Source organism: Rhodococcus sp. NPDC003382 (assembly GCF_053589135.1).
In genome coordinates this window covers 34,383-55,383 of sequence record NZ_JBSFRH010000031.1, presented here as the reverse complement: position 1 = coordinate 55,383, position 21,001 = coordinate 34,383, and the positions used below count along the sequence as shown (strand labels likewise).

At 69.0% G+C, this 21,001-nt stretch carries 21 protein-coding genes; 10 read left to right on the top strand and 11 right to left on the bottom strand.

Annotation, left to right across the window (positions count from 1 at the left end; translation table 11 throughout):
• Positions 1–14 precede the first annotated feature (14 nt).
• Positions 15–764, bottom strand: coding sequence for a Fic family protein (locus ACWDUD_RS20520; protein ID WP_197256843.1), 750 nt, complete (start codon positions 762–764; stop codon positions 15–17).
• Positions 765–967: 203 nt separating this feature from the next.
• On the opposite strand from ACWDUD_RS20520, the gene acs reads away from it, so the two are divergent.
• Positions 968–2,905, top strand: coding sequence for an acetate--CoA ligase (gene acs, locus ACWDUD_RS20515; protein ID WP_450110457.1), 1,938 nt, complete (start codon positions 968–970; stop codon positions 2,903–2,905).
• A 283-nt stretch (positions 2,906–3,188) separates the two neighbouring features.
• The gene (locus ACWDUD_RS20510; protein ID WP_450110456.1) at positions 3,189–4,685 is read left to right on the top strand and encodes a trypsin-like peptidase domain-containing protein; all 1,497 of its coding nucleotides are present in this window, start codon (positions 3,189–3,191) and stop codon (positions 4,683–4,685) included.
• Between the two features lie 61 nt (positions 4,686–4,746).
• On the opposite strand, the gene ACWDUD_RS20505 is transcribed toward ACWDUD_RS20510, so the two are convergent.
• Complete coding sequence (locus ACWDUD_RS20505; RefSeq protein WP_248675942.1) at positions 4,747–6,117, bottom strand: MFS transporter; 1,371 nt, start codon at positions 6,115–6,117, stop codon at positions 4,747–4,749.
• A 192-nt stretch (positions 6,118–6,309) separates the two neighbouring features.
• Between ACWDUD_RS20505 and nhaA the strand changes: the two genes are divergently transcribed.
• The 3 genes from nhaA to ACWDUD_RS20490 are packed head-to-tail and all read left to right on the top strand — an operon-like array spanning position 6,310 to position 8,984.
• Positions 6,310–7,533, top strand: a complete 1,224-nt coding sequence (gene nhaA / locus ACWDUD_RS20500) for a Na+/H+ antiporter NhaA (protein ID WP_450110455.1) — start codon at positions 6,310–6,312, stop codon at positions 7,531–7,533.
• A complete protein-coding gene (locus tag ACWDUD_RS20495) occupies positions 7,530–8,030 on the top strand; it encodes a phage holin family protein (protein ID WP_450110454.1) in 501 nt (166 codons plus the stop codon). Before nhaA ends, ACWDUD_RS20495 begins: the two co-directional genes overlap by 4 nt.
• Before the next feature lie 21 nt (positions 8,031–8,051).
• Positions 8,052–8,984 (top strand): alpha/beta fold hydrolase, encoded by a 933-nt coding sequence (locus ACWDUD_RS20490; RefSeq protein WP_450110470.1) that lies wholly within the window; start codon positions 8,052–8,054, stop codon positions 8,982–8,984.
• Positions 8,985–9,017: 33 nt separating this feature from the next.
• Here ACWDUD_RS20490 and marP read toward each other — a convergent pair whose 3' ends face one another.
• Genes marP through nth form a run of 4 tightly spaced genes read right to left on the bottom strand, consistent with a single transcriptional unit; the run spans position 9,018 to position 12,364 of the window.
• Positions 9,018–10,208 carry an acid resistance serine protease MarP gene (gene marP, locus ACWDUD_RS20485; protein WP_450110453.1) on the bottom strand — a complete coding sequence of 397 codons (1,191 nt, stop codon included), beginning with the start codon at positions 10,206–10,208 and terminating at the stop codon, positions 9,018–9,020.
• The gene (locus ACWDUD_RS20480; RefSeq protein ID WP_197256857.1) at positions 10,205–10,903 is read right to left on the bottom strand and encodes an NUDIX hydrolase; all 699 of its coding nucleotides are present in this window, start codon (positions 10,901–10,903) and stop codon (positions 10,205–10,207) included. Before ACWDUD_RS20480 ends, marP begins: the two co-directional genes overlap by 4 nt.
• Entirely contained in the window at positions 10,900–11,562 is a 663-nt protein-coding gene (locus ACWDUD_RS20475; RefSeq protein ID WP_450110452.1) for a TlpA family protein disulfide reductase, read from the bottom strand. Before ACWDUD_RS20475 ends, ACWDUD_RS20480 begins: the two co-directional genes overlap by 4 nt.
• A 7-nt stretch (positions 11,563–11,569) precedes the next feature.
• Entirely contained in the window at positions 11,570–12,364 is a 795-nt protein-coding gene (nth, locus tag ACWDUD_RS20470; RefSeq protein WP_197256861.1) for an endonuclease III, read from the bottom strand.
• Positions 12,365–12,436: 72 nt separating this feature from the next.
• Here nth and ACWDUD_RS20465 point away from each other — a divergent pair, with 72 nt between their 5' ends.
• Positions 12,437–12,709 (top strand): hypothetical protein, encoded by a 273-nt coding sequence (locus ACWDUD_RS20465; RefSeq protein WP_197256863.1) that lies wholly within the window; start codon positions 12,437–12,439, stop codon positions 12,707–12,709.
• A 189-nt stretch (positions 12,710–12,898) separates the two neighbouring features.
• The gene (locus ACWDUD_RS20460) at positions 12,899–13,573 is read left to right on the top strand and encodes a Crp/Fnr family transcriptional regulator (RefSeq protein WP_197256865.1); all 675 of its coding nucleotides are present in this window, start codon (positions 12,899–12,901) and stop codon (positions 13,571–13,573) included.
• An 80-nt stretch (positions 13,574–13,653) separates the two neighbouring features.
• On the opposite strand, the gene ACWDUD_RS20455 is transcribed toward ACWDUD_RS20460, so the two are convergent.
• Genes ACWDUD_RS20455 through ACWDUD_RS20445 form a run of 3 tightly spaced genes read right to left on the bottom strand, consistent with a single transcriptional unit; the run spans position 13,654 to position 15,136 of the window.
• Positions 13,654–14,442, bottom strand: coding sequence for an MBL fold metallo-hydrolase (locus tag ACWDUD_RS20455; RefSeq protein WP_197256867.1), 789 nt, complete (start codon positions 14,440–14,442; stop codon positions 13,654–13,656).
• 59 nt (positions 14,443–14,501) lie between these two features.
• Positions 14,502–14,966 carry a RidA family protein gene (locus ACWDUD_RS20450; RefSeq protein WP_374068814.1) on the bottom strand — a complete coding sequence of 155 codons (465 nt, stop codon included), beginning with the start codon at positions 14,964–14,966 and terminating at the stop codon, positions 14,502–14,504.
• A gap of 5 nt (positions 14,967–14,971) precedes the next feature.
• Positions 14,972–15,136: a DUF4177 domain-containing protein gene (locus tag ACWDUD_RS20445; RefSeq protein WP_156665596.1), complete on the bottom strand. Its 165-nt coding sequence runs from the start codon at positions 15,134–15,136 to the stop codon at positions 14,972–14,974.
• 76 nt (positions 15,137–15,212) lie between these two features.
• Between ACWDUD_RS20445 and ACWDUD_RS20440 the strand changes: the two genes are divergently transcribed.
• Positions 15,213–16,226, top strand: coding sequence for an ArsA family ATPase (locus tag ACWDUD_RS20440; RefSeq protein ID WP_197256869.1), 1,014 nt, complete (start codon positions 15,213–15,215; stop codon positions 16,224–16,226).
• Positions 16,223–17,362: an ArsA family ATPase gene (locus ACWDUD_RS20435; protein WP_197256871.1), complete on the top strand. Its 1,140-nt coding sequence runs from the start codon at positions 16,223–16,225 to the stop codon at positions 17,360–17,362. The genes ACWDUD_RS20440 and ACWDUD_RS20435 overlap by 4 nt, the downstream gene beginning before the upstream one ends.
• A gap of 67 nt (positions 17,363–17,429) precedes the next feature.
• Here ACWDUD_RS20435 and ACWDUD_RS20430 read toward each other — a convergent pair whose 3' ends face one another.
• Entirely contained in the window at positions 17,430–17,753 is a 324-nt protein-coding gene (locus ACWDUD_RS20430) for a WhiB family transcriptional regulator (RefSeq protein WP_068166357.1), read from the bottom strand.
• Positions 17,754–18,057: 304 nt separating this feature from the next.
• On the opposite strand from ACWDUD_RS20430, the gene ACWDUD_RS20425 reads away from it, so the two are divergent.
• Positions 18,058–20,472 carry a penicillin-binding protein gene (locus ACWDUD_RS20425; protein ID WP_450110469.1) on the top strand — a complete coding sequence of 805 codons (2,415 nt, stop codon included), beginning with the start codon at positions 18,058–18,060 and terminating at the stop codon, positions 20,470–20,472.
• Between the two features lie 4 nt (positions 20,473–20,476).
• Here the strand turns inward: ACWDUD_RS20425 and ACWDUD_RS20420 are convergent, their stop codons facing one another.
• The gene (locus tag ACWDUD_RS20420; RefSeq protein ID WP_420749976.1) at positions 20,477–20,953 is read right to left on the bottom strand and encodes a GatB/YqeY domain-containing protein; all 477 of its coding nucleotides are present in this window, start codon (positions 20,951–20,953) and stop codon (positions 20,477–20,479) included.
• Positions 20,954–21,001: the final 48 nt, after the last annotated feature.

The window sequence follows — 21,001 nt, the reverse complement described above, 5'->3', positions numbered from 1 at the left end:
GGGCCCCGGGTGGCTCAGCCGGCGAACGCGTCGGCGATCGACGTCGCCTCGCGGGCACCGGACTCGAGGGCGACGCAGCAGAACAGCAGCCAGTTGCCGACACCCTCCGCGGTGCCCTGCCCGAAGGCGGCGATGCCCTCGCGGTAGGCCGGGACGCGGCGCATCCAGGTCACCTCCGGCACCCCCAGGTTGTGGGGGTCGAGACCGGTCGAGACGCACACGAGCCGGGAGGCGGCGCGCGCGATCACCCCGTCGGCGACACCGAACGGGCGCAGCGTGCACAGTTCACCGTGCACGACGCCTGCGAGAACCGGAGCGGGCACACGGGTCCCTCCGGTCACCAGCTGCGCGAGGGCGTCGAGCCGTTCCCCGATTCCGGGATCCGTCCGGGGACGACCCAGCGATTCCGGATCGTCCACCAGGTCCGCCGCAGCGAGCAGATGCAGTCGCGCGAGGGCCTGCAGCGGAGCCCGCTTCCACGTCGCGACCAGTATGCCGAGGCTGTCCCCGTCGAGCGCCTGCGCGACCCGCAGTGCGCCGGCCAGGATGGGGTCACCGGCCTCGCCCGGCTGCGGCAGCTCCATCGAGCCGCCGTCGATCGCGGCCGAGGCCCGCGCCGCGCGCACCGATGCCTCCGCGGCGGTGTTCGGCCAGCCGCGCCGGTTGGTCTTGTGCCGGTGCACCTCGGCGAGCGCGTCGCGCGCTCGATCGGCGGCGTCGCGCACTCCGGGCAGGTCGAGAAGGGGCTGCAGCGGGTCCGTCACGTCTGTGGACGCTACCGGTCCGGGGTCCGATACCGGTCGGCGGTCCGTTCGTCGACGCAGCCGACCATCCGTCGCGCGACACCGACCGATCGGCGCAAGTGACCAGGTTGCAAGTGGATGCAACGATGCGATCCCCGTCACAGGTGACTACTCTCACTTGAGCCCGATTCATTTCGCACATCCCGGAAAGAGGCCCCGGCATCATGACGAGTGCAGCCCAGGACCATGAACAGCAGGTGTTCCCGCCGAGCGCGGAATTCGCCGCGACCGCCAACGCCGGTCCCGAGTTGCAGGCTGCCGCCGACGCCGACCGCCTCGCATTCTGGGACACCCAGGCCAAGCGTCTGGACTGGGCGACGCCGTGGAGCGAGGTGCTGGACTGGTCCGACGCCCCGGTCGCGAAGTGGTTCGTCGGCGGACAGCTGAACGTCGCCTACAACTGCGTGGACCGGCACGTGGAAGCCGGCAACGGCGACCGTGTCGCCATCCTGTTCGAGGGTGAACCCGGCGATTCCCGGGCGATCACCTACAACGATCTGCTCGCCGAGGTCTCCAAGGCCGCGAACACCTTCACCGAGCTGGGTCTGGTCGCCGGCGACCGCGTCGCGATCTACATGCCGATGATCCCCGAGGCGATCGTGTCCATGCTCGCCTGCGCGCGCCTGGGCCTGACGCATTCGGTGGTCTTCGGTGGCTTCTCCGCCTCGGCGCTGCGCTCGCGCATCGACGACGCGCAGGCCAAGCTGCTGGTCACCGTCGACGGCCAGTGGCGCCGCGGCGCCCCTGCCCCGCTCAAGTCCGCCGCCGACGAAGCGGTCACCGGCGCGGAGTCGATCGAGCACGTGCTCGTCGTCAAGCGCACCGGCATCGACGTCGACTGGACCGACGGCCGGGACCTGTGGTGGCACGAGACCGTCGAGAAGGCCTCCGATCGGCACACCCCGCAGCCGTTCGACGCCGAGCACCCACTGTTCATCCTGTACACCTCGGGCACCACCGGTAAGCCCAAGGGCATCGTGCACACCTCCGGCGGCTACCTCACCCAGGCGTCGTACACGCACCACAACGTCTTCGACCACAAGCCGGGTCAGGACGTGTACTGGTGCACCGCGGACATCGGCTGGGTCACCGGCCACACCTACATCGTGTACGGCCCGCTGAGCAACGGTGCCACGCAGGTCGTCTACGAGGGCACTCCGAACTCGCCGACCGAGCACCGGCACTTCGAGATCATCGAGAAGTACGGGGTGTCGATCTACTACACCGCCCCGACGCTGATCCGCACGTTCATGAAGTGGGGCCGCCAGATTCCCGACGCCCACGACCTGTCGTCGATCCGGCTGCTCGGCTCGGTCGGTGAGCCGATCAACCCGGAGGCGTGGCGCTGGTACCGGGAGGTCATCGGCGCCGGCAAGGCACCGATCGTCGACACCTGGTGGCAGACCGAGACCGGCGCGATCATGATCTCCCCGCTGCCGGGCCTGACCGCCACCAAGCCCGGTTCGGCGATGGCGCCGCTGCCCGGCATCTCGGCGAAGATCGTCGACGACGAGGCCCACGAGCTCGGCAAGGGCGGCAACGGCTACCTGGTGCTCGACCAGCCGTGGCCGGCGATGCTGCGCGGCATCTGGGGCGACATGGAGCGCTACAAGGAGACCTACTGGTCCCGGTACGCCGAGCAGGGCTGGTACTTCGCCGGTGACGGTGCCCGCTACGACGAGGACGGCGCGCTGTGGGTGCTCGGCCGCGTCGACGACGTCATGAACGTCTCCGGCCACCGCATCTCCACCTCGGAGGTCGAGTCCGCGCTCGTGTCGCACCCGGCCGTCGCCGAGGCCGCGGTCGTCGGCGCCTCCGACGAGACCACCGGCCAGGGCATCGTCGCGTTCGTGATCCTGCGCGAGAACGTGGAGAACACCGGCGACACGCTCGTGAAGGAACTGCGCGATCACGTGGCGGTGGAGATCTCCCCGATCGCCAAGCCGCGGCAGATCTCGGTCGTGCCGGAACTGCCGAAGACCCGCTCCGGCAAGATCATGCGCCGCCTGCTGCGCGACGTCGCGGAAGGTCGTGAACTCGGCGACACCTCGACCCTCGTCGACCCGGCCGTGTTCGAAGCCATCCGCGGAATCAACAAGTAGCCACTGCCGGCACCTCCGCACGACGCGGCCCGCTCTTCGGAGCGGGCCGCGTCTGCGTATTTGTACTCATTTTCCGCCGCGTTACCGATGACTTTTCACAGACTTCTTCCATTCGGGTTTAGCACCTGAACCACTATTCATTTTGCCTGTTTCGCCCGATCCCCTCCTCGGCATACTCTGTGTCGGCAATCGAACGCCGTTGTCCCACAATGGTTACCAAGGCTCACATTGTTGTGGGCCGGGTTCGTCTACGTCACACCCTCACCGTCTCTTCGGAGGACCCATGTCCGGATCAGGACACCGCTTCTCACGCCGGTTCGCCGCGTGCTCGGTACTTGCGCTCGGCCTCCTCAGCGCATCCCCGGGCGCCGCACTCGCACAGGACACGAGCACCCGCCCGGCGGCCAACCCGGAGCAACGCGCAGCTGCCCTGATCCGCCCCGCCACCGTGTACCTCGAGGGCACGACGACCGGGTGGATCCGCATGCCGGACGGCGAGCTGTTCGACACCGCGCCCTACCAGGCCAGCTGGACCTGCACGGGCTTCGTGGTGAACCCCGACGGGTGGGTCGCGACGGCCGGGCACTGCGTGGACGACGTCCGGAGCATGCTCCTCGACGCCGCGTTCGGCGACATCTACGCCGCGAACATGGACTGGGCTCCCGAAGAGCTCGCCGCGTTCGTCGACGGCAGCTTCACCGTCGAGGGCGAGAAGGGCGGATCCGACCCGGCCCTCGAGATCGCGGTGCTGTTCGGCGAAGGCACCTCGGGAACTCGCCTGCCCGCCAACGTCATCGAGTACCGCCCGCTCGAACAGGGCGACGTCGCACTGCTCAAGGTGCAGCGCGACGACCTGCCCGCCGCGCTGCTCGCGACCGACGACGACGTCGCGATCGGCACACCCGTGCTGTCCGTCGGATTCCCCGGCAGCACCGAGAAGGTCACCGACCCCAGCCTCGAACCGACCAACAAGAGCGGCAAGGTCAGCGCGAAGAAGACCTCCGGCACGGTCCCGTTCTACGAAACCGACGCGGCCCTGTCGGGCGGCATGAGCGGCGGCCCGACGGTCGATCTCGAGGGCCGGGTCATCGGCGTGAACAGCTTCGGCCCCTCGGGTGAAAGCCAGGCGTTCAACTTCATCGCGCCGTCGAGTGGCCTGGAGGAACTGCTCGCCGCCCGCGGTATCACCTCCCAGCTGGGCCCCGCCGACGAGCGCTACCGCGACGCCCTCGCCGCGTACTACGACGGGCGCTACACCGAGGCCATCGAGGGCTTCGACTCGGTCCTCGCCATGTCCCCCGAATATCCCGGCATCTCCCCGCTCAAGTCCGACGCCGTCCGTCTGCGCGAGCAGCACGGCGATGCCGCGTCGTCCTCGTCGTCCTCGTCGTCGAAACTGCCGTTGATCCTCGGCGGCGCCGCTGTCGCGGTCCTGCTGATCGCCGGGCTCGGCGGGTTCCTGCTCGTGCGCAGCCGCCGCACCCCGGCCCCGGCCGCGGCCGGATTCCACGGGGCTCCCGGCAACGGACCGGTTCCGCCGGCCGGGACGGGTCCGCAGCCGGGCGCGCCCGGTGGGTTCGGTGCTCCGCCCGCAGGTTTCGCGCCGCCCACCGCGCCCGGCGGCTACGCACCTCAGCCTCAGCAGGGCGCCCCGGGCTACGAGGTCCCGCCCACCGCTCCCGCACCGGCGGCGCAGGGCACCCGGTTCTGCCCGTCCTGCGGCACCGAGCGCCGCGGCACCGAGAACTTCTGTTCCAACTGCGGGCAGCGCATCGGTTAGCTCCGTATGCACTTCGGCCCCCGGTCCGTGCGGACCGGGGGCCGATTACGTGTGCGGACGATCAGACCTCGTCGAGGGAGGCGTCCTTGGTCTCGCGCACCGCGAGCAACGCGACGAACGTCAGCACCGCGGCGGCCAGCAGATACACACCCACCCAGCCGACGCCGTACGTCGTGGCGAGCCAGGTCGCGATGAAGGGGGCCACCGCCGCGCCGAGAATGCTGGACACGTTGTAGGCGATGCCCGATCCGGTGTAGCGCACGTTCGTGGGGAACAGCTCCGGCAGGATCGCCGACTGCGGGCCGAACGTGAAACCCATCAGCAGCATGCCGAGGATCAGGAAGAACAGCATGCGCGCGGAGCCCATGGCGTCGCCGTCGAGCAGCAGCCCGAAGCACAGGCCGAACACCATCATCGTGCCGGTGACGACGAGCAGGGTGGACCGGCGCCCGTAGCGGTCGGCGAGAATGCCGGAGACCGGGATCGCCGCGGCGAAGAACAGCACGGCCACGAGTTGCAGGACCAGGAAGTCCGAGTACTGGAAGCCTGCGCCGGTGCCGCCCTGGGCGGGGGTCTTGCCGGTGCCGAAGCTCAGCACCCACGTGGTCATGATGTAGAAGAGCGTGTAGGTCGCGAGCATCACGAAGGTACCGATGATCAGCTGCCGCCAGCTGCTCTTGAACACCTCGACGAGCGGGGTCTTCACCTTCTTGCCGTCGGCGACGGCCTTCGCGAAGACCGGGGTCTCCTCGAGCTTGAGGCGAACGTAGAGACCGATGATCACCATGACGGCGCTGAGCAGGAACGGCACGCGCCAGCCCCACTCGAGGAACGCGCTGGACAGGTCCGGATCGGAATTGTCGTGGCCGAGCAGCAGCGTCATGATCAGGAACAGCCCGTTGGCGAAGACGAATCCGATCGGGGCGCCGAGCTGCGGCCACATCGCGGCCCACGCGCGCTTGCCGGGCTTGGCGGTCTCGGTCGCAAGGAGTGCCGCGCCGGACCACTCACCGCCGAGCCCGATGCCCTGGCAGAAGCGCATCAGCGCAAGCAGCATGGGGGCGAGCAGACCCACCTGGTGGTAGGTCGGCAGCACCCCGATGAGGAACGTCGCGATGCCCATGGTGAGCAGCGAACCCACCAGCGTCGCCTTGCGTCCGATGCGGTCCCCGAAGTGACCGAACAACACGGAGCCGATCGGGCGCGCAACGAACGCGATACCGAAGGTCGCGAGGGAGGCCAGCAGTGCGGTCGTCTCGTTGCCCTTCGGGAAGAACAGGTGCGGGAAGACGGAGACCGCGGCGGTCGCATAGATGTAGAAGTCGTAGAACTCGATGGACGTGCCGATCAGGCTCGCGACGACGATTCGCCGGCGGGGTACTCCCGCGACCCTGTCGTCGTCGTGCCGGTCCACGTCGAGGGTAGTGCTCACAAAACTCGCTCCAATAGTCACATCGTGGGAGAGTCATCCCAACTAGTAGGAAATTGAACACCCAATTTCCTTAGCGAAGCAAATTGGCCGTTTGGGATCGAGACGCCGGTCACCGCTAGGATCGGCCGGAGGTGTGCCGGGAAGTCTGGTCGGCGAGTCACAGCCGTACCGATTTCCGAACGAGAGGGACCCGTGTCACAGACGTCCGATTCCGCATCCTGGAGCAGGGAACTCACCCGGTACCTCCGCACCGAGACCGTCGGCGGTTCGATCCTGCTGGTCGTCGCCGCCATCGCGGTCGCGTGGGCGAACTCGCCGCTGGCGCCGTCCTACGAGGCGTTGCGGGACTTCACCATCGGACCCGCGTCCCTCCACCTGAATCTCACCGTCGGCACCTGGGCCCAGGACGGCCTGCTCGCCGTGTTCTTCTTCATCGCCGGCCTCGAACTCAAACGCGAACTCGTCGTCGGAGAACTGGCCGATCGGAAGAAGGCCCTGCTGCCGGTGCTCGCCGCGGTCGGCGGCGTCGTCCTGCCGGCCGCCATCGCCGCGACGATCGGCTGGGGAACCCCCGGTCTCGAACGCGCCTGGGCGATCCCGGTGGCCACCGACATCGCCTTCGCGCTGGGCGTGCTCGCGCTGACCGGATCGCGAATCCCCACCAGCGCCCGGGTGTTCCTGCTCAGCCTCGCAGTGGTCGACGACCTCATCGGCATCGGGCTGATCGCGATCCTGTTCACCTCGTCGATCTCGCTGCTCTGGCTGGCCGCGACCGTGGCCTGCGCCGTCGTCTACTGGTACGCCCAGCACCGGCGCGTGACCACTCCCCTGCTGTACGTGCCGCTCGCCCTCCTGACCTGGTACGCCGTGCACCAGTCCGGGATCCACGCGACGATCGCCGGGGTGCTGCTCGGGTTGCTCACCCGCGTGCACACCGATCCGGGCGAATCCGCAGCGCCCGCCGAGCGATTGGCACATCGCATCCAGCCGTGGTCGGCCGGCCTGTGTGTGCCGATATTCGCGCTGTTCGCCTCCGGGGTACCGCTCGGCGCAGAGGCCCTCCGCGCGGTGTTCACGACACCGGTCGGCCTGTCGATCGTGGTGGGGCTGCTCGCAGGCAAGATCATCGGTATCTTCGGCACGTCGTGGGTCGCGATCCGGCTCGGGATCGCGTCCCGCCCGACCGGACTGCACTGGAAGGATCTGTTCGCCCTCGCGACCCTCGGAGCGATCGGATTCACCGTCAGCCTGCTCATCGCCGAACTCTCGCTCGGGGACGGAGATCAGGCGGACACCGCGAAGGCCGCGGTCCTCGTCACATCATTGATCGCATCGCTGCTGGGTTCGACGCTACTGTTACGGCGTGGGCGAGCCCACCGTCAACCGGACGAGACAATTGGAGGGGTCGACAAGTGAGCGTCACGAACGGGAATCGGAAGCCAAGCGACGGCGCACCGACAAGCATCTCGTCCATCCCGCTGACAGAAGTCGCCGCCCCGACTCCCAAGGACGCCAGCATCGGAGACCTGGTCCGTGACGCGACCGCCCAGGTGTCGACGCTGTTCCGCGCCGAGGTCGAACTCGCGAAGGCCGAGGTCACCGGAGAGGTCAAGAAGGGCCTGCAGGGCAGCCTGTTCTTCATCCTCGCGCTCGCGGTGCTGATCTTCAGCTCGTTCTTCTTCTTCTTCTTCCTCGCCGAACTGCTCGACGTGTGGGTCGCGCGGTGGCTGGCGTTCCTCATCGTCTTCCTGATCATGGTGGTGGTGACGGCGATCTTCGCCCTGATCGGCTACCTGCGGGTGCGCAAGGTGCGCGCGCCGAACAAGACGATCGACTCGCTCAAGCAGGCCCGGTCCGTCCTGCCGGTGCACGAGGAGCCGTCCCCCGCCGGCGGTCCCCGGCACGCACGCTGAGCTGCGACCGTGCTCGAGGCAGTGTCCCTTCCCGATCCGTCCACGGTCCGGTATCCCGGGCCGTGGACGCATCGTGATGTCCATGCGAACGGGATCCGGCTGCACGCCGCCGAGATCGGTCCCACCGATCCCGATGCCCCGCTGGTCGTGTTCCTGCACGGTTTCGCCGACCTGTGGTGGACGTGGCGGCACCAGTTGATCGCATTCGCCGAGGCCGGCTTCCGGGCCGTCGCGGTGGACCTGCGCGGCTACGGCGACACCGACAAGCCACCGCGCGGTTACGACGGCTGGACGCTGTCCGCGGACATCGCCGGTCTCGTCCGCGCGCTCGGATACACCGATGCCGTGCTCGTCGGTCACGCCGACGGCGGCCTGGTGTGCTGGGCGACCGCGATCCTGCACCCGGGATCGGTCCGGGCGATCGCCGTCGTCGATTCGCCGCATCCGATCTCGCTGCGCGACGCCACCCTGCGCGACCGGGCCCAGCGGAAGGCGCTGCTGCCGACGTTCCTGGACTACCAGATTCCGTGGCGGCCCGAGCGGCTGCTCGTCCGCGACGACGGCGCCGAGATCGAACGCCTCCTGCGGGCCCGCTCGGGACCCGCCTGGCAGAGCTCCCCGGAGTTCGCGGAGGTGGCGGAGAAACTTCGCTCGGCGATCCGCATCCCGGGAGTCGCCCATTCGACCCTCGAATACCAGCGCTGGGCGTTCCGCAGCCAGTGGCGCCCCGACGGACGCCGCTTCCTCAAGGCCGTGGGCGTTCCGCTGACGCTGCCGATTCTGCAGCTGCACGGCACGCTGGATCCCTACGTCATGACCTCCACGGTGCGCCGCTGCTCGCAGTACGCGCCCGGTCGCATCCTGAAGTTCGTGGACGACGCCGGCCACTACGCGCACCAGGAGCGGCCCGAGGCCGTCACCGGCATGCTGCTCGACTTCGTCACCGCGCTCTGAGATCGGCCGCGCCGCGGAAATCGGCTCAGGGAATCAGACGATGCAGGCGCCGGTCTCGACCGCGGTGAACGACCCTCCGGCCAGCGCGAGCTGACGGCTCACCTCTTCGGCCGTGAGCGCGAAGCCGGTGTCCGAGTCGTCGACGGCGGCACCGAAGACGACGCCGAGGACCCGGCCCTGCTCGTCGACGAGGGGGCCGCCGGAGTTGCCCTGCCGGATCGAGCCGCGGACCGTGTACACCTCACGCTCGACGGTTCCGGCGCGGTAGATGTCGGGGCCCTGCAGCTGCAGCGACTCGCGCACCCGCGCCGCGCTCGCCGTGTACGGCCCACCGCCGGGATACCCGAGGACGATCGCGCTGGTGCCGGACTCGGCGAGGTCCTCGGCGAACACCAGCGGATCCGCGGTCAGGCCGGGCACCGCGAGGATCGCGACGTCCACCTCCGGATCGAACAGCACGACCTCGGCCTCGAGCGGCCCGTCCTCGGTCTCCACCGTCACCGCCGTCGTTCCCGCGACGACATGCGCGTTGGTCATGACACGTTCGGGCGCGACCACGAACCCCGATCCCTCGAGCGCCTTCTGGCAGCTCGGCGCGATGCCGTTGATCCGCAGCACACTCGGGTGCAGGGCGAGCGGAACCGGACTGTCGAGCAGCGCCCCGTCGGGCGGGTCGACCTCCGTGATCGGGGTGCGACCGAACGGCCCGATCACCTCCGGCAGCCCCGAGGTGTCCAGCAACGCCGAGAACTCCCGGGGGATGCTGCGCATCCAGTCCGGCGCGACGTCGTCGACCGTGCCGAGGACGGTGGAACCGCGGACCGCGGCGGACAACTGGGTTTGCGAGGTTGCGGTCAGCGGGATCGCGAGCAGCCACGCGGCGACGAGCACCGCGCCGGCCTGCAGGACCGCCCCGACCACGCTGTCCACACCGCGGGCGACGGGACTGTGCATACCGCTGCGGGCGGCCCGGCCGAGCACCATCCCGGCGACCTCACCGATGATGACCAGCGCCACGATGAGCGCGACCCCGGCGAGCAGCCGCGTGTTGCCCTCGTCGATGTGCACCAGCACGTGCGGGGCGATGAGGATCCCCGCGACCGCGCCGAGCACCACCCCGAAGAACGCGAGTGCCGACGCGACCGCTCCCTGGCGCAGTCCCGACGACACCGCGACCACGACCACCAGCACGATGATCAGGTCGATCCACCCGGATGGCGTCACGGTTCGACCACTCCTGCCTCCAGTTCGGCGAGCACGACGTCGAAGTCGCGCACGTCCCGGTGATCCCACTCGATTTCCCAGCCCGACACCGCGAACAGACCGGCGAGCACACCCGCGGTGAAGCCCCACACCAGCATGCCGTCGACCTGGAACGCCGGGCCCTGGTAGCCACGCGAGTGCCGCACCTGGAATCGATTGTCCGGATCGAGCAGGTCCCGCAGCGGGACGCGGACGACGCGCGCCGCCTCACCCGGATCGACGACACCGATCGGGCTGGGCTGTTCCCAGTACGCGACCACCGGGGTGACGTCGAACCCGGACGGGGGGATGAAGATCTCCGGCAGCACGGCCAGCGGCCTCACCCCGGACGGTTCGAGCCCGGTTTCCTCCTGAGCCTCGCGCAGGGCGGTCCGGATCGGGCCGTCGTCCTCGGGGTCCGCGGCACCGCCCGGGAACGCGACCTGACCGCTGTGCTGCCGCAGCGTCGGCGCGCGCTGGGTCAACAGCACGTCGGCGTCGGCGGGCAGTCCGCCGCGCGCGAGCGGGTCCGGGACCGGAGAGCCACCGAACAGCACGAGGACAGCGGCGGGCCGGACGTCGATGCCGCGCGGGGGCCGCCGATCCAGAATCGGGTTGACGCCGTGCGGGTCGCCCGGGTCGAGGGTCGCGACGCGCCGCAGCCAGTACGGGGTCACGCGCTCACCCCCAGGTGGGTCTCGACGGCGGCGGCGATCTCCTCGACGCTGCGGAACGGCTGCGGAAGCACCTTCGCGATCGAACCGTCGGGCCGGACCAGCACCGTCAGCGGCAGCACCGGTGGTGCCGCGACCGCGGCCTGCACGCGTGCCGAGCCGTCCTGCACCCCGGGGATCTGTACCCCGTACTCGACGAGCCGGGACAGCGCGTTGGCTTCGTTGGGGTCGGTGTGGACGGTGACGAGTGCGACGCGGTCGCCTGCGCGGCGCGCGTACTCCTGCAGCACGGGCAGTTCCTCGGCGCACGGTCCGCACCACCACGCCCACAGATTGAGGATCGCGGGGCGACCGGCCAGGGCGGCCGCCAGATCCACGGCACTGCCGTCACCGACACATTCGAACGTCATCCCCGCGAGCGGTCCGGCGGGTCCGGCACCGGTCGGTGCCGGGCACGGCTGCAGATTCGCCTCGGCCCGCAACGGTGCCAGGGCCTGCGCGTCGTCCTGGGCCCGCCGGTCGACGGGCGCGGCGGTGCCGGTCGGCATGCCGGAACCGCCCGGATCCGGGGTCTCGGTGTCGCGGGGCCAGATCGCCACGATGAGGGCGACGACGACGACGAGGACAGCGAGGCTCCACCGCCCCGCACCGGTCGATCTCATGCCCAGGTCACCGCCCGGCCAGTTCGAGCAGGTGCTCCGTCTCGGGACCCTTCACGAGCGCGGCGGCGGTCGCCGGGTCGGTGGGGCCGATGCCGTAGGACGGGCAGTCCTTCGCGAGCACGCACACGCCGCAGGCGGGTTTGCGGGCGTGACACACCCGGCGCCCGTGGAAGATCACGCGGTGCGAGAGCAGGGTCCATTCCTTGCGTTCGATGAGGGCACCGACGGCGTGTTCGATCTTCACCGGGTCGGTTTCCTCGGTCCACTTCCAACGGTTCACCAGGCGGGCGAAGTGTGTGTCGACGGTGATCCCCGGCACATCGAACGCGTTGCCGAGGATCACGTTGGCGGTCTTGCGGCCGATGCCCGGCAGGGTCACCAGGTCCTCCAGCCGGCCCGGGACCTCGCCGTCGAACCGCTCGAGCAGGGCCTGGCCGAGCCCGATCAGCGAGTTCGCCTTGTTGCGGTAGAACCCCGTGGACCGGATGTACTCCTCGAGTTCGGTGCGTTCGGCCTCCGCGTAGGCGCGGGCGTCCGGGTAACGGGCGAACAACGCCGGGGTGACCTGGTTGACCCGCACATCCGTGCACTGCGCCGACAGGATCGTCGCGACCGCCAACTCGAGCGGAGTGGTGAAGTCCAGCTCGCAGTACACGTGGGGGAAAGCCTCCGCGAGCTGCCGATTCATGCGACGCGCCCGCCGCACCAGCGCAAGCCGCGATTCCGGTTTGCGGGCACTTGCGGACGCGCGAGAACGCCTCGCCTCAGGGGTCTCGGACGGGGTCGCTTGCACCTGAACCACTGTACGTAAACGGACGGACACCACTCCGCGACCGTGTCGCTTCTGAGACCTTTCCCGTGTTTACTTCCCGATATGCAAGCTCTTGCCGTCGTGCTCTTCCCGGTGCTCCTGATGCTGTTCGCACTGGCCATGGAGCGGGTCGAGTCGCGCTTGAGTCGTCTGTCGGTCCGGGAGCAGGAGGTCGAGGACTTCCTCAACCGGGCCGGACACGAGGACGTCGCGACCCTGGCCAGGGAGGGTTTCCCCCACGCTCTCGCCCGCCTGCACCGGCGCCGCCGGAACAGCGCCGCGGAACACGTGGTGGAGGATTCCCCGCTCGACGCGGACGCCCGACGAGCAAGCTGAGGACGTGACCGACCGGTAGTATCGGACACCGCAGAAGAGACACACGACGAGTTGTTCGTGGTGTCGGTCACTCGCGCGTAATGCAGGCACAGTAGACTTTGCAACGTACGCCTTGCAGGTGACCTGCCCGGGATGCCAGTAGACGTGCAAACCGGCACACGACGATGAGATTTCCCAAAAGGAGTGCACGTGGACGACGTCCTGGCCAGAGCAGGCATCTTCCAAGGAGTCGAGCCCTCCGCGGTGGCGGCGCTGATCAAGGAGCTTCAGCCTGTCGATTTCCCCCGCGGACACGTCATCTTCAACGAAGGTGAACCCGGCGACCGCCTGTACATCATCGTCTCCGGCAAGGTGAAGATCGGCCGCCGCTCGCCGGACGGACGCGAGAACCTGCTCACGATCATGGGCCCGTCGGACATGTTCGGTGAGCTGTCGATCTTCGACCCGGGTCCGCGGACCTCCACCGCCACCACCGTCACCGAGGTTCGTGCCGTGAGCATGGACCGCGAGGCGCTGAAGGCGTGGATCGATCAGCGTCCCGAGATCGCCGAGCAGCTGCTGCGCGTGCTCGCCCGCCGCCTGCGCCGCACCAACAACAACCTCGCCGACCTGATCTTCACGGACGTTCCGGGTCGTGTCGCCAAGGCCCTGCTGCAGCTCGCGCAGCGTTTCGGCACCCAGGAGGCCGGCGCCCTGCGCGTCACCCACGACCTCACCCAGGAAGAGATCGCGCAGCTCGTCGGCGCGTCCCGCGAGACCGTGAACAAGGCGCTCGCCGACTTCGCGCACCGCGGCTGGCTGCGTCTCGAGGGCAAGTCCGTGCTGATCTCGGACTCCGAGCGTCTCGCACGCCGCGCTCGCTAGAACTGCCGCGAAAGGCCGGGTCGTCGTCGACGGCCCGGCCTTCGTCGTTCCCGGGATCCGGATTTCCCGGACCCGCCTGCTCAGGCGAAGCTGCGCAGGTATTCGAGCTGCACGTTGACGGATTTCTCGGCGGCGGCCCACAACGACCGGTCGACATCGGCGTAGACGTGTTCGACGACGCTGCGCGGCGTCGCGTCGTCGCCGAGCACGCGCAGCGCCGCCCGGACCTGCTCGAGCCGCTCCTCGCGGTGCGCGAGATAGGCGCGGGCGATCGGCTCGAGATCCGGATGGTCGGGGCCGTGGCCGGGCAGCATCGTGTAGCCGGACCCGAGGTCGATCAGGCGCCGCAGCGAACCGAGGTAGTCGCCGAGGTCACCGTCGGTGTCGTCGAGGACCGTGGTGCCACGACCGAGGATGGTGTCGGCGGTCAGGACGCTGCGGTCGTCCTCGAGCACGAACGACAGCGAGTCCGCGGTGTGACCGGGCGTCGCGAGCACACGGATCCGCAGCCCGGCGGCCTCGACGACCTCACCGTCCTCGAGTCCGCGGCCACCACCGTGCCGGTGCTCGGGGTCGACGGCGCAGACGGGATTCCCGGTCAGCTCCGCGAACCGGGCCGCGCCCTCGGTGTGGTCGATGTGCCGGTGACTGATCAGGGTCAGGGCGACCGGAACCTGCGCGATGCGCTCGAGGTGGGCTTCGTCGAGGGGACCCGGGTCCACCACGACGCATTCGTCGCTGCCCGGCGCCCGCAGAATCCACGTGTTGGTGCCCTCGAGGGACATCACCGACGGATTCTCTGCCAGGACCACGGCCGCATTCGGGGTGACCTGGCGCAACTGCGCGTAGGCGGGGTGAACCAGCGCCATGCTCGGCCTCTTTCGTGACGACGGTGCGATTCACCCCACTCTACGGTCAGCGTTCGGGGTCAGCGCACCTCGGCGATCACTTCGACCTCGACGGGTGCGGCCAGCGGCAGTTCCGCCACACCGACCGCCGAACGGGCGTGCACGCCGGCATCCCCGAAGACCTCGCCGAGGAATTCCGACGCGCCGTTGATGACGCCGGGCTGCCCGGTGAAACCCTCGGCGGACGCGACGAATCCGACGACCTTCACGATGCGGACCACGTTGTCGAGTCCGACGAGCGCGTCGATCGCGGCCAGCGCGTTCAGCGCGGCGATGCGGGCCGCGGCCTTCGCGTCCTCGGCGGTGACGGCATCACCGACCTTGCCGGTAAGTTCGAGTTTGCCGTCCACGAACGGAAGCTGGCCCGAGGTGTAGACGTGGTCGCCGGTGCGCACCGCGGGCACGTAGGCGGCGACGGGCGCGGCGACCGGGGGCAGTTCGATGCCGAGTTCGGCGAGCCGGGACGTCCAGTTCTGTTCGGTCACCTGCGTCAGCCCTTCGGTCGCTTCAGGTAGGCGACGTGCTGCTCACCGGTCGGGCCCTGCAGCACCGTCACCAGTTCCCAGCCGTCGGCACCCCAGGTGTCGAGGATCTGCTTCGTCGCGTGGGTGAGCAGCGGTACGGTCGCGTACTCCCAGGTGGTCAATTCGCTCATGTGATTCTCCTCTGTCGAGCTGCGCTCTGACCCTATCCGGCGCATTCCGGGGCCGGTCACTTATAGGCTCACCCTCGTGGCAACACCGACAGCACAGCCCGGCCTCTGGCCGGCGAAGGCCGCGAATGCGCGGCTGCACTTCGTGTCCGGCAAGGGCGGCACCGGGAAGTCGACGGTCGCGGCCGCCCTGGCGCTCGCTCTCGCGGCCGAGGGCCGCAAGGTACTGCTGGTGGAGGTGGAGGGCAGGCAGGGCATCGCCCAGCTGTTCGACGTGCCACCGCTGCCGCCGGTGGAGACGAAGGTCGCGACCGCCGACGGCGGCGGCGTCGTGATGGCCCTGGCCGTCGACATCGAAGCGGCCTTCCTCGAATACCTCGACATGTTCTACAACCTGGGTTTCGCGGGACGGGCGATGCGCCGGATCGGTGCCGTCGAATTCGCGACGACCCTGGCGCCGGGCCTGCGGGACGTCATCCTCACCGGCAAGATCAAGGAGTGCGTGGTGCGCTCCGACGCGCGCGGGGGCCGGGTGTACGACGCGGTGGTGGTGGATTCTCCGCCGACCGGTCGCATCGGCAGCTTCCTCGACGTGACGAAGGCGATGGCCGATCTGGCGAAGTCCGGCCCGATCCGCTCGCAGAGCGAAGGCGTCGTGCGGCTGCTGCACTCGGACGACACGGTCGTGCACCTGGTGACGTTGCTCGAGGCGCTGCCGGTGCAGGAAACCTCCGACGCCGTCGAGGAACTGCAGGCCGCGGACCTGCGGCTCGGCACCGTGATCGTCAACCGCACGGTGCCCGAGTACCTGCCCGGTGAACTCGTCGACGACGTGGCGAAGGGACGCATCGACAGCGAATCGGTGCGAGCCGCGTTCGATCGGGTCGGGCTGAAGGTCTCCGAGCCCGACTTCGCGGGACTGCTCACCGAGACCATCGAGCATGCTTCGACCCTGAAGGCGCAGCAGGACAGCGCCGCCCAACTCGACGACGTGAAGGTGGCACGGATGACGCTCCCGGCGCTGGCCGACGGTGTCGATCTCGGCGGGCTCTACGAGCTCGCCGAGATCCTCGGCGAACAGGGTGTCCGGTGAGCGCCCCGCACGCGCGCGCCGGCGCGGTCCTGGACGTCGGGCGGATTCTCGCCGATCCGAGCTCCCGGGTCATCGTGTGCTGCGGTTCCGGCGGTGTCGGCAAGACGACGACCGCGGCGGCACTCGCGTTGCGGGCGGCCGAGCGCGGTCGCAAGGTCGTGGTGCTGACGATCGACCCGGCCCGGCGGCTCGCGCAGGCGCTCGGGGTGGAGGCTCTGGACAACAGTCCGCAGCCGGTGAAGCTGGGCGCGGAGGCGGAGGGTGAGCTGCACGCGATGATGCTGAACATGCGTCGCACCTTCGACGACATGGTGATCGAGCATTCCACGCCCGAGAAGGCCCAGCAGATTCTGGACAACCCGTTCTATCAGACGGTGGCGTCGTCCTTCTCCGGCACGCAGGAGTACATGGCGATGGAGAAACTGGGCCAGCTCGCGGCGAGCGACGCGTGGGACCTCATCGTGGTGGACACCCCGCCGTCGCGGAACGCGCTGGACTTCCTGGACGCTCCCCAGCGGCTGGGGTCGTTCCTCGACGGCCGCATGATCCGCATGTTCACCGCGCCCGGCCGTGGGCTCGGCCGCCTGGTGACCGGCGCCATGGGGCTCGCACTGAAGGCGGTGTCGACGATCGTGGGCAGCCAGATGCTGTCCGACGCGTCGGCGTTCGTGCAGTCCCTCGATTCGATGTTCGGGGGATTCCGCGAACGCGCGAACCGCACGTACCAGCTGCTCCAGCAGCCCGGGACGCACTTCGTCGTCGTGGCCGCGCCCGAACCGGACGCGCTGCGCGAGGCGTCGTTCTTCGTCGAACGGCTCAGCACGGACGGGATGCCCCTGGCCGGGCTCGTTCTCAACCGGACGCATCCGACGCTGTCGTCGCTGTCTGCCGATCATGCGTCGACCGCGGCCGATGCTCTCGCCGAGGAGGAACGTGACGACAGTCAGCCCGCCGAGGCGGTGCTGCGCATCCACGCCCATCGGGCGGTGACCGCGAAACGGGAACTGCACCTGCTGGGCAGGTTCACCGCTGCGCATCCCCGGGTACCGCTGGTCGGGGTGCCGTCGCTGCCGTTCGAGGTGTCCGATCTCGAGGCACTGAGGGCCGTCGGAGACCAGCTGACCCGCGAGGTCTGACCCGCGGGTCCACTGGTCGTCGAGTGGTCGACGGTGCCGGGAGGTCTCTACCTAGGGAGGTCTCTACCTATACGGCGTTCTGGTGCTGACGCTGCGCTTCGAAGAAGTCGGCCCAGGACTCGACCTCGGGGTGCTGCTTGAGCAGTGCGCGCCGCTGTCGTTCGGTCATGCCTCCCCACACACCGAACTCGACACGATTGTCGAGGGCATCCGCACCGCACTGCAGCATCACCGGGCAGTGCCGGCAGATGACCGCAGCCTTGCGCTGGGCTGCGCCTCGAACGAACAACTGGTCGGGATCCACTTCTCGGCACCGCGCCTGGGTCACCCAGGCGATTCGTGCCTCTGCTTGGTCTACGTCGAGCCGGGCCATCGGAGTCGCCATGTGCATTCAGTTGCCCCTTCACTCTCCGAACACCGTGTTGCGGAGTTCCGGAAGTTCGCGCAAACCCGCCGTGCCGCTCAGTACGCTCAGTAGCTGCGTAGCATCAGTAGGCAGCGCCACATTCCTATTGAGGTGTTACCTGCATCACACTGATGTCTCAATCTAGGTAAAGACTCCCCAGCGCGCAAGGCGAACAAACACTTTTCTGGTACGCCCGTCCATACCTGCACGTCGGAGGCTTTTCGCCGCTGCCGAAGCATCGAATCGGCGGGTCGCCACGTAGGGTGTAGCCGTGTCGATCCGAAATACGGTGGCGAAGCTCGCCGGTTGCACGGCCCTCGGCGGCGTCCTTCTCGCGGGAATGCTGTTCCCGGCCGCAGGTGGTTTCGGCTACGTCTCGAACCGGGCCGCGGACACCGTGGACAACAGCTCCGCCGAACTCGTCGAAGGTGTCGTACCCGCGGTGACCACCATGGTCGATGCCGCCGGTAACCCCATCGCCTGGCTGTACGACCAGCGCCGCTTCGAGGTGCCGAGCGACCGCATCTCCAACGAGATGAAGCTCGCGATCGTCTCGATCGAGGACAAGCGCTTCCCCGAACACCAGGGTGTGGACTGGCAGGGCACGATCCGCGCGTTCCTCACGAACACCACCAGCGGCCAGGTCGAGCAGGGTGCGTCCACCATCGACCAGCAGTACGTGAAGAACTACCTGCTGCACGTCGTCGCCAAGACCGACGCCGAGCGGCGCGCGGCCATCGAGACGACCCCGGCCCGCAAGATCCGCGAGATCCGGATGGCGCTCACCCTCGACGAGGAACTGACGAAGGACGAGATCCTCACCCGGTACCTGAACCTGGTGCCCTTCGGCAACGGATCGTTCGGCATCCAGGACGCGGCCCAGACCTACTTCGGGATCGACGCGAAGGACCTGAACATCCCCCAGTCCGCGATGCTCGCGGGCATGGTGCAGTCCAGCTCCGCACTGAACCCGTACACGAACGCGGACGGCGTGCTCGAACGCCGCAACGTCGTGCTCGACACGATGATCCAGAACATCCCGGAACGGGCCGACGAGATCCGCGCCGCGAAGAACGAGCCGCTCGGCGTCCTGCCCGAGCCCAACACGCTGCCGCGCGGCTGCATCGCCGCCGGTGACCGCGGATTCTTCTGCGACTACGCGCTGCGCTATCTCGAGAACTCCGGGCTCTCCCGCGAGCAGATCGACAAGGGTGGCTACCTGATCCGCACGACCCTCGACCCCGAGGTGCAGGAGTCGGTCAAGGCGTCGCTCGACAAGTTCACCAGTCCCACGGTCGACGACATCGCCACGGTGATGAACGTCGTCCAGCCCGGGCAGGATTCGCATCGCGTTCTCGCGATGGGGTCGAGCCGCGTCTACGGCCTCAACGGGGACGCGAACGAGACCGTGCAGCCGCAGCCCTACTCCCTCGCCGGTCACGGCGCCGGATCGATCTTCAAGATCTTCACGGTCGCCGCCGCGATGGAGAAGGGCCTCGGCACCAGCGCCGTGCTCGACGTGCCGGCCCGCTACAACGCGCGCGGTCTCGGTGACGGTGGCGCCAAGGGCTGCCCCGCCCTGACGTACTGCGTCGAGAACGCCGGTCCCTACCCGCCGCAGCTGTCGGTGACCGACGCGCTCGCGCAGTCGCCGAACACCGCCTTCGTCAAGCTGATCGAGGCGACGGGTGTCGATCCGGTCGTCGACATGTCGGTGCGGCTGGGACTGCGGTCGTACGCGCAGCCGAACACCTCCGGCTTCGGCGAGCAGAGCATGGCCGACATGCAGAAGGATCAGCACCTCGGCTCCTACACGCTCGGCCCGACCTGGATCAACCCGCTCGAGCTGTCGAACGTGGCCGCGACGCTGGCTTCGCACGGCAAGTGGTGCCCGCCGTCACCGATCGACGCGGTGTTCGACCGCGACGGCAAGCCGGTGCCGATCACGCAACAGGCGTGCGAGCAGGTCGTCGAACCCGGTCTCGCCGACACCCTGGCCAACGCCCTGAGCAAGGACACCGCCGGCGGCGGCACCGCGTCCGGCGCGGCCGGCTCGGTCGGCTGGAGCCTGCCGGTGTCCGCGAAGACCGGAACCACCGAGTCGCACATGTCGTCGGCGTTCCTCGGATTCACCAACCACTTCGCGGGCGCGGTGTACACCTACGGTGACTCCCCCACCCCCGGTGAAATCTGCTCCGGACCCGTGCGGCCGTGCTACAACGGCAACCTGTACGGCGGTACCGAACCGGCACGGACCTGGTTCAACGCGATGCTGCCCGTCGCCGGGAAGTTCGGGCCGATCGAAATGCCCCCGGTCGATCAGAAGTACGTGCGCGGTGCGGGCAACGCCCAGGTCCCCGACGTGACGGGCCTGAGCCGCCAGCAGGCAGTCTCACGACTGCAGGACGCCGGATTCTCGGTCACCGAACTGAACGTCAAGGGCGAGCAACGCGCCGGCACCGTCATCAACAGCGCGCCCTCCGGGTCCGCCGTGCCCGGCTCCACGATCACGCTCTACATCAGCGACGGGACCGTCCGGGCCGCGCCGACCACGACGGCCACACCCGCCCGGCCCAGCGGAAGCCAGGTTCCGGACACGACCGCGCCGAGCTCGCCCGCACCGATTCCGGGCCGCTCGCCCGAGCCGTCGCAGTCCGAGTCGGAGTCGCCGACCTCGGGCGACAGCGAGGCCGGCGACAACTGATCGTCTAGAGCCGCGATCGGACCGCCGCGGAAAGCCGCTTGCCGTCGGCTTTCCCGGCGGCGATCGCGGTCGCGACCTTCATGACCTGCCCCATGTTCTTCGGGCCCGGACGCTCGCCGAGTTCGTCGGCGACGCGGCCGATCGCGGTGTCGACGACGTCGACGAGTTCGGCGTCGGTGAGCGGGGTCGGCAGGTACTCGTCGATGATCCGCGCCTCCGCGTGCTCCTTCGCCGCGAGCTCACCCCGGCCGTTCTCGGTGTAGACCTCGGCGGCCTCGCCGCGCTTCTTGGATTCGCGCGCGAGAACCTTCACAACCTCCTCGTCGGTGAGCTCGCGGGCTTCCTTCCCGGCGACCTCCTCCGTCTGGATGGCGGCGAGCAGCATCCGCAGGGTCGCCGTGCGGAGCGGATCCTTGTCCTTCATCGCCGCGGTGAGGTCGGATCGGATGGTGGACTTGAGGGACTGTGAGGTCTCGGACATGCTCCGAACGCTACGCGGCGAGGATGAAGACCGTGCACAGTCGAGGCC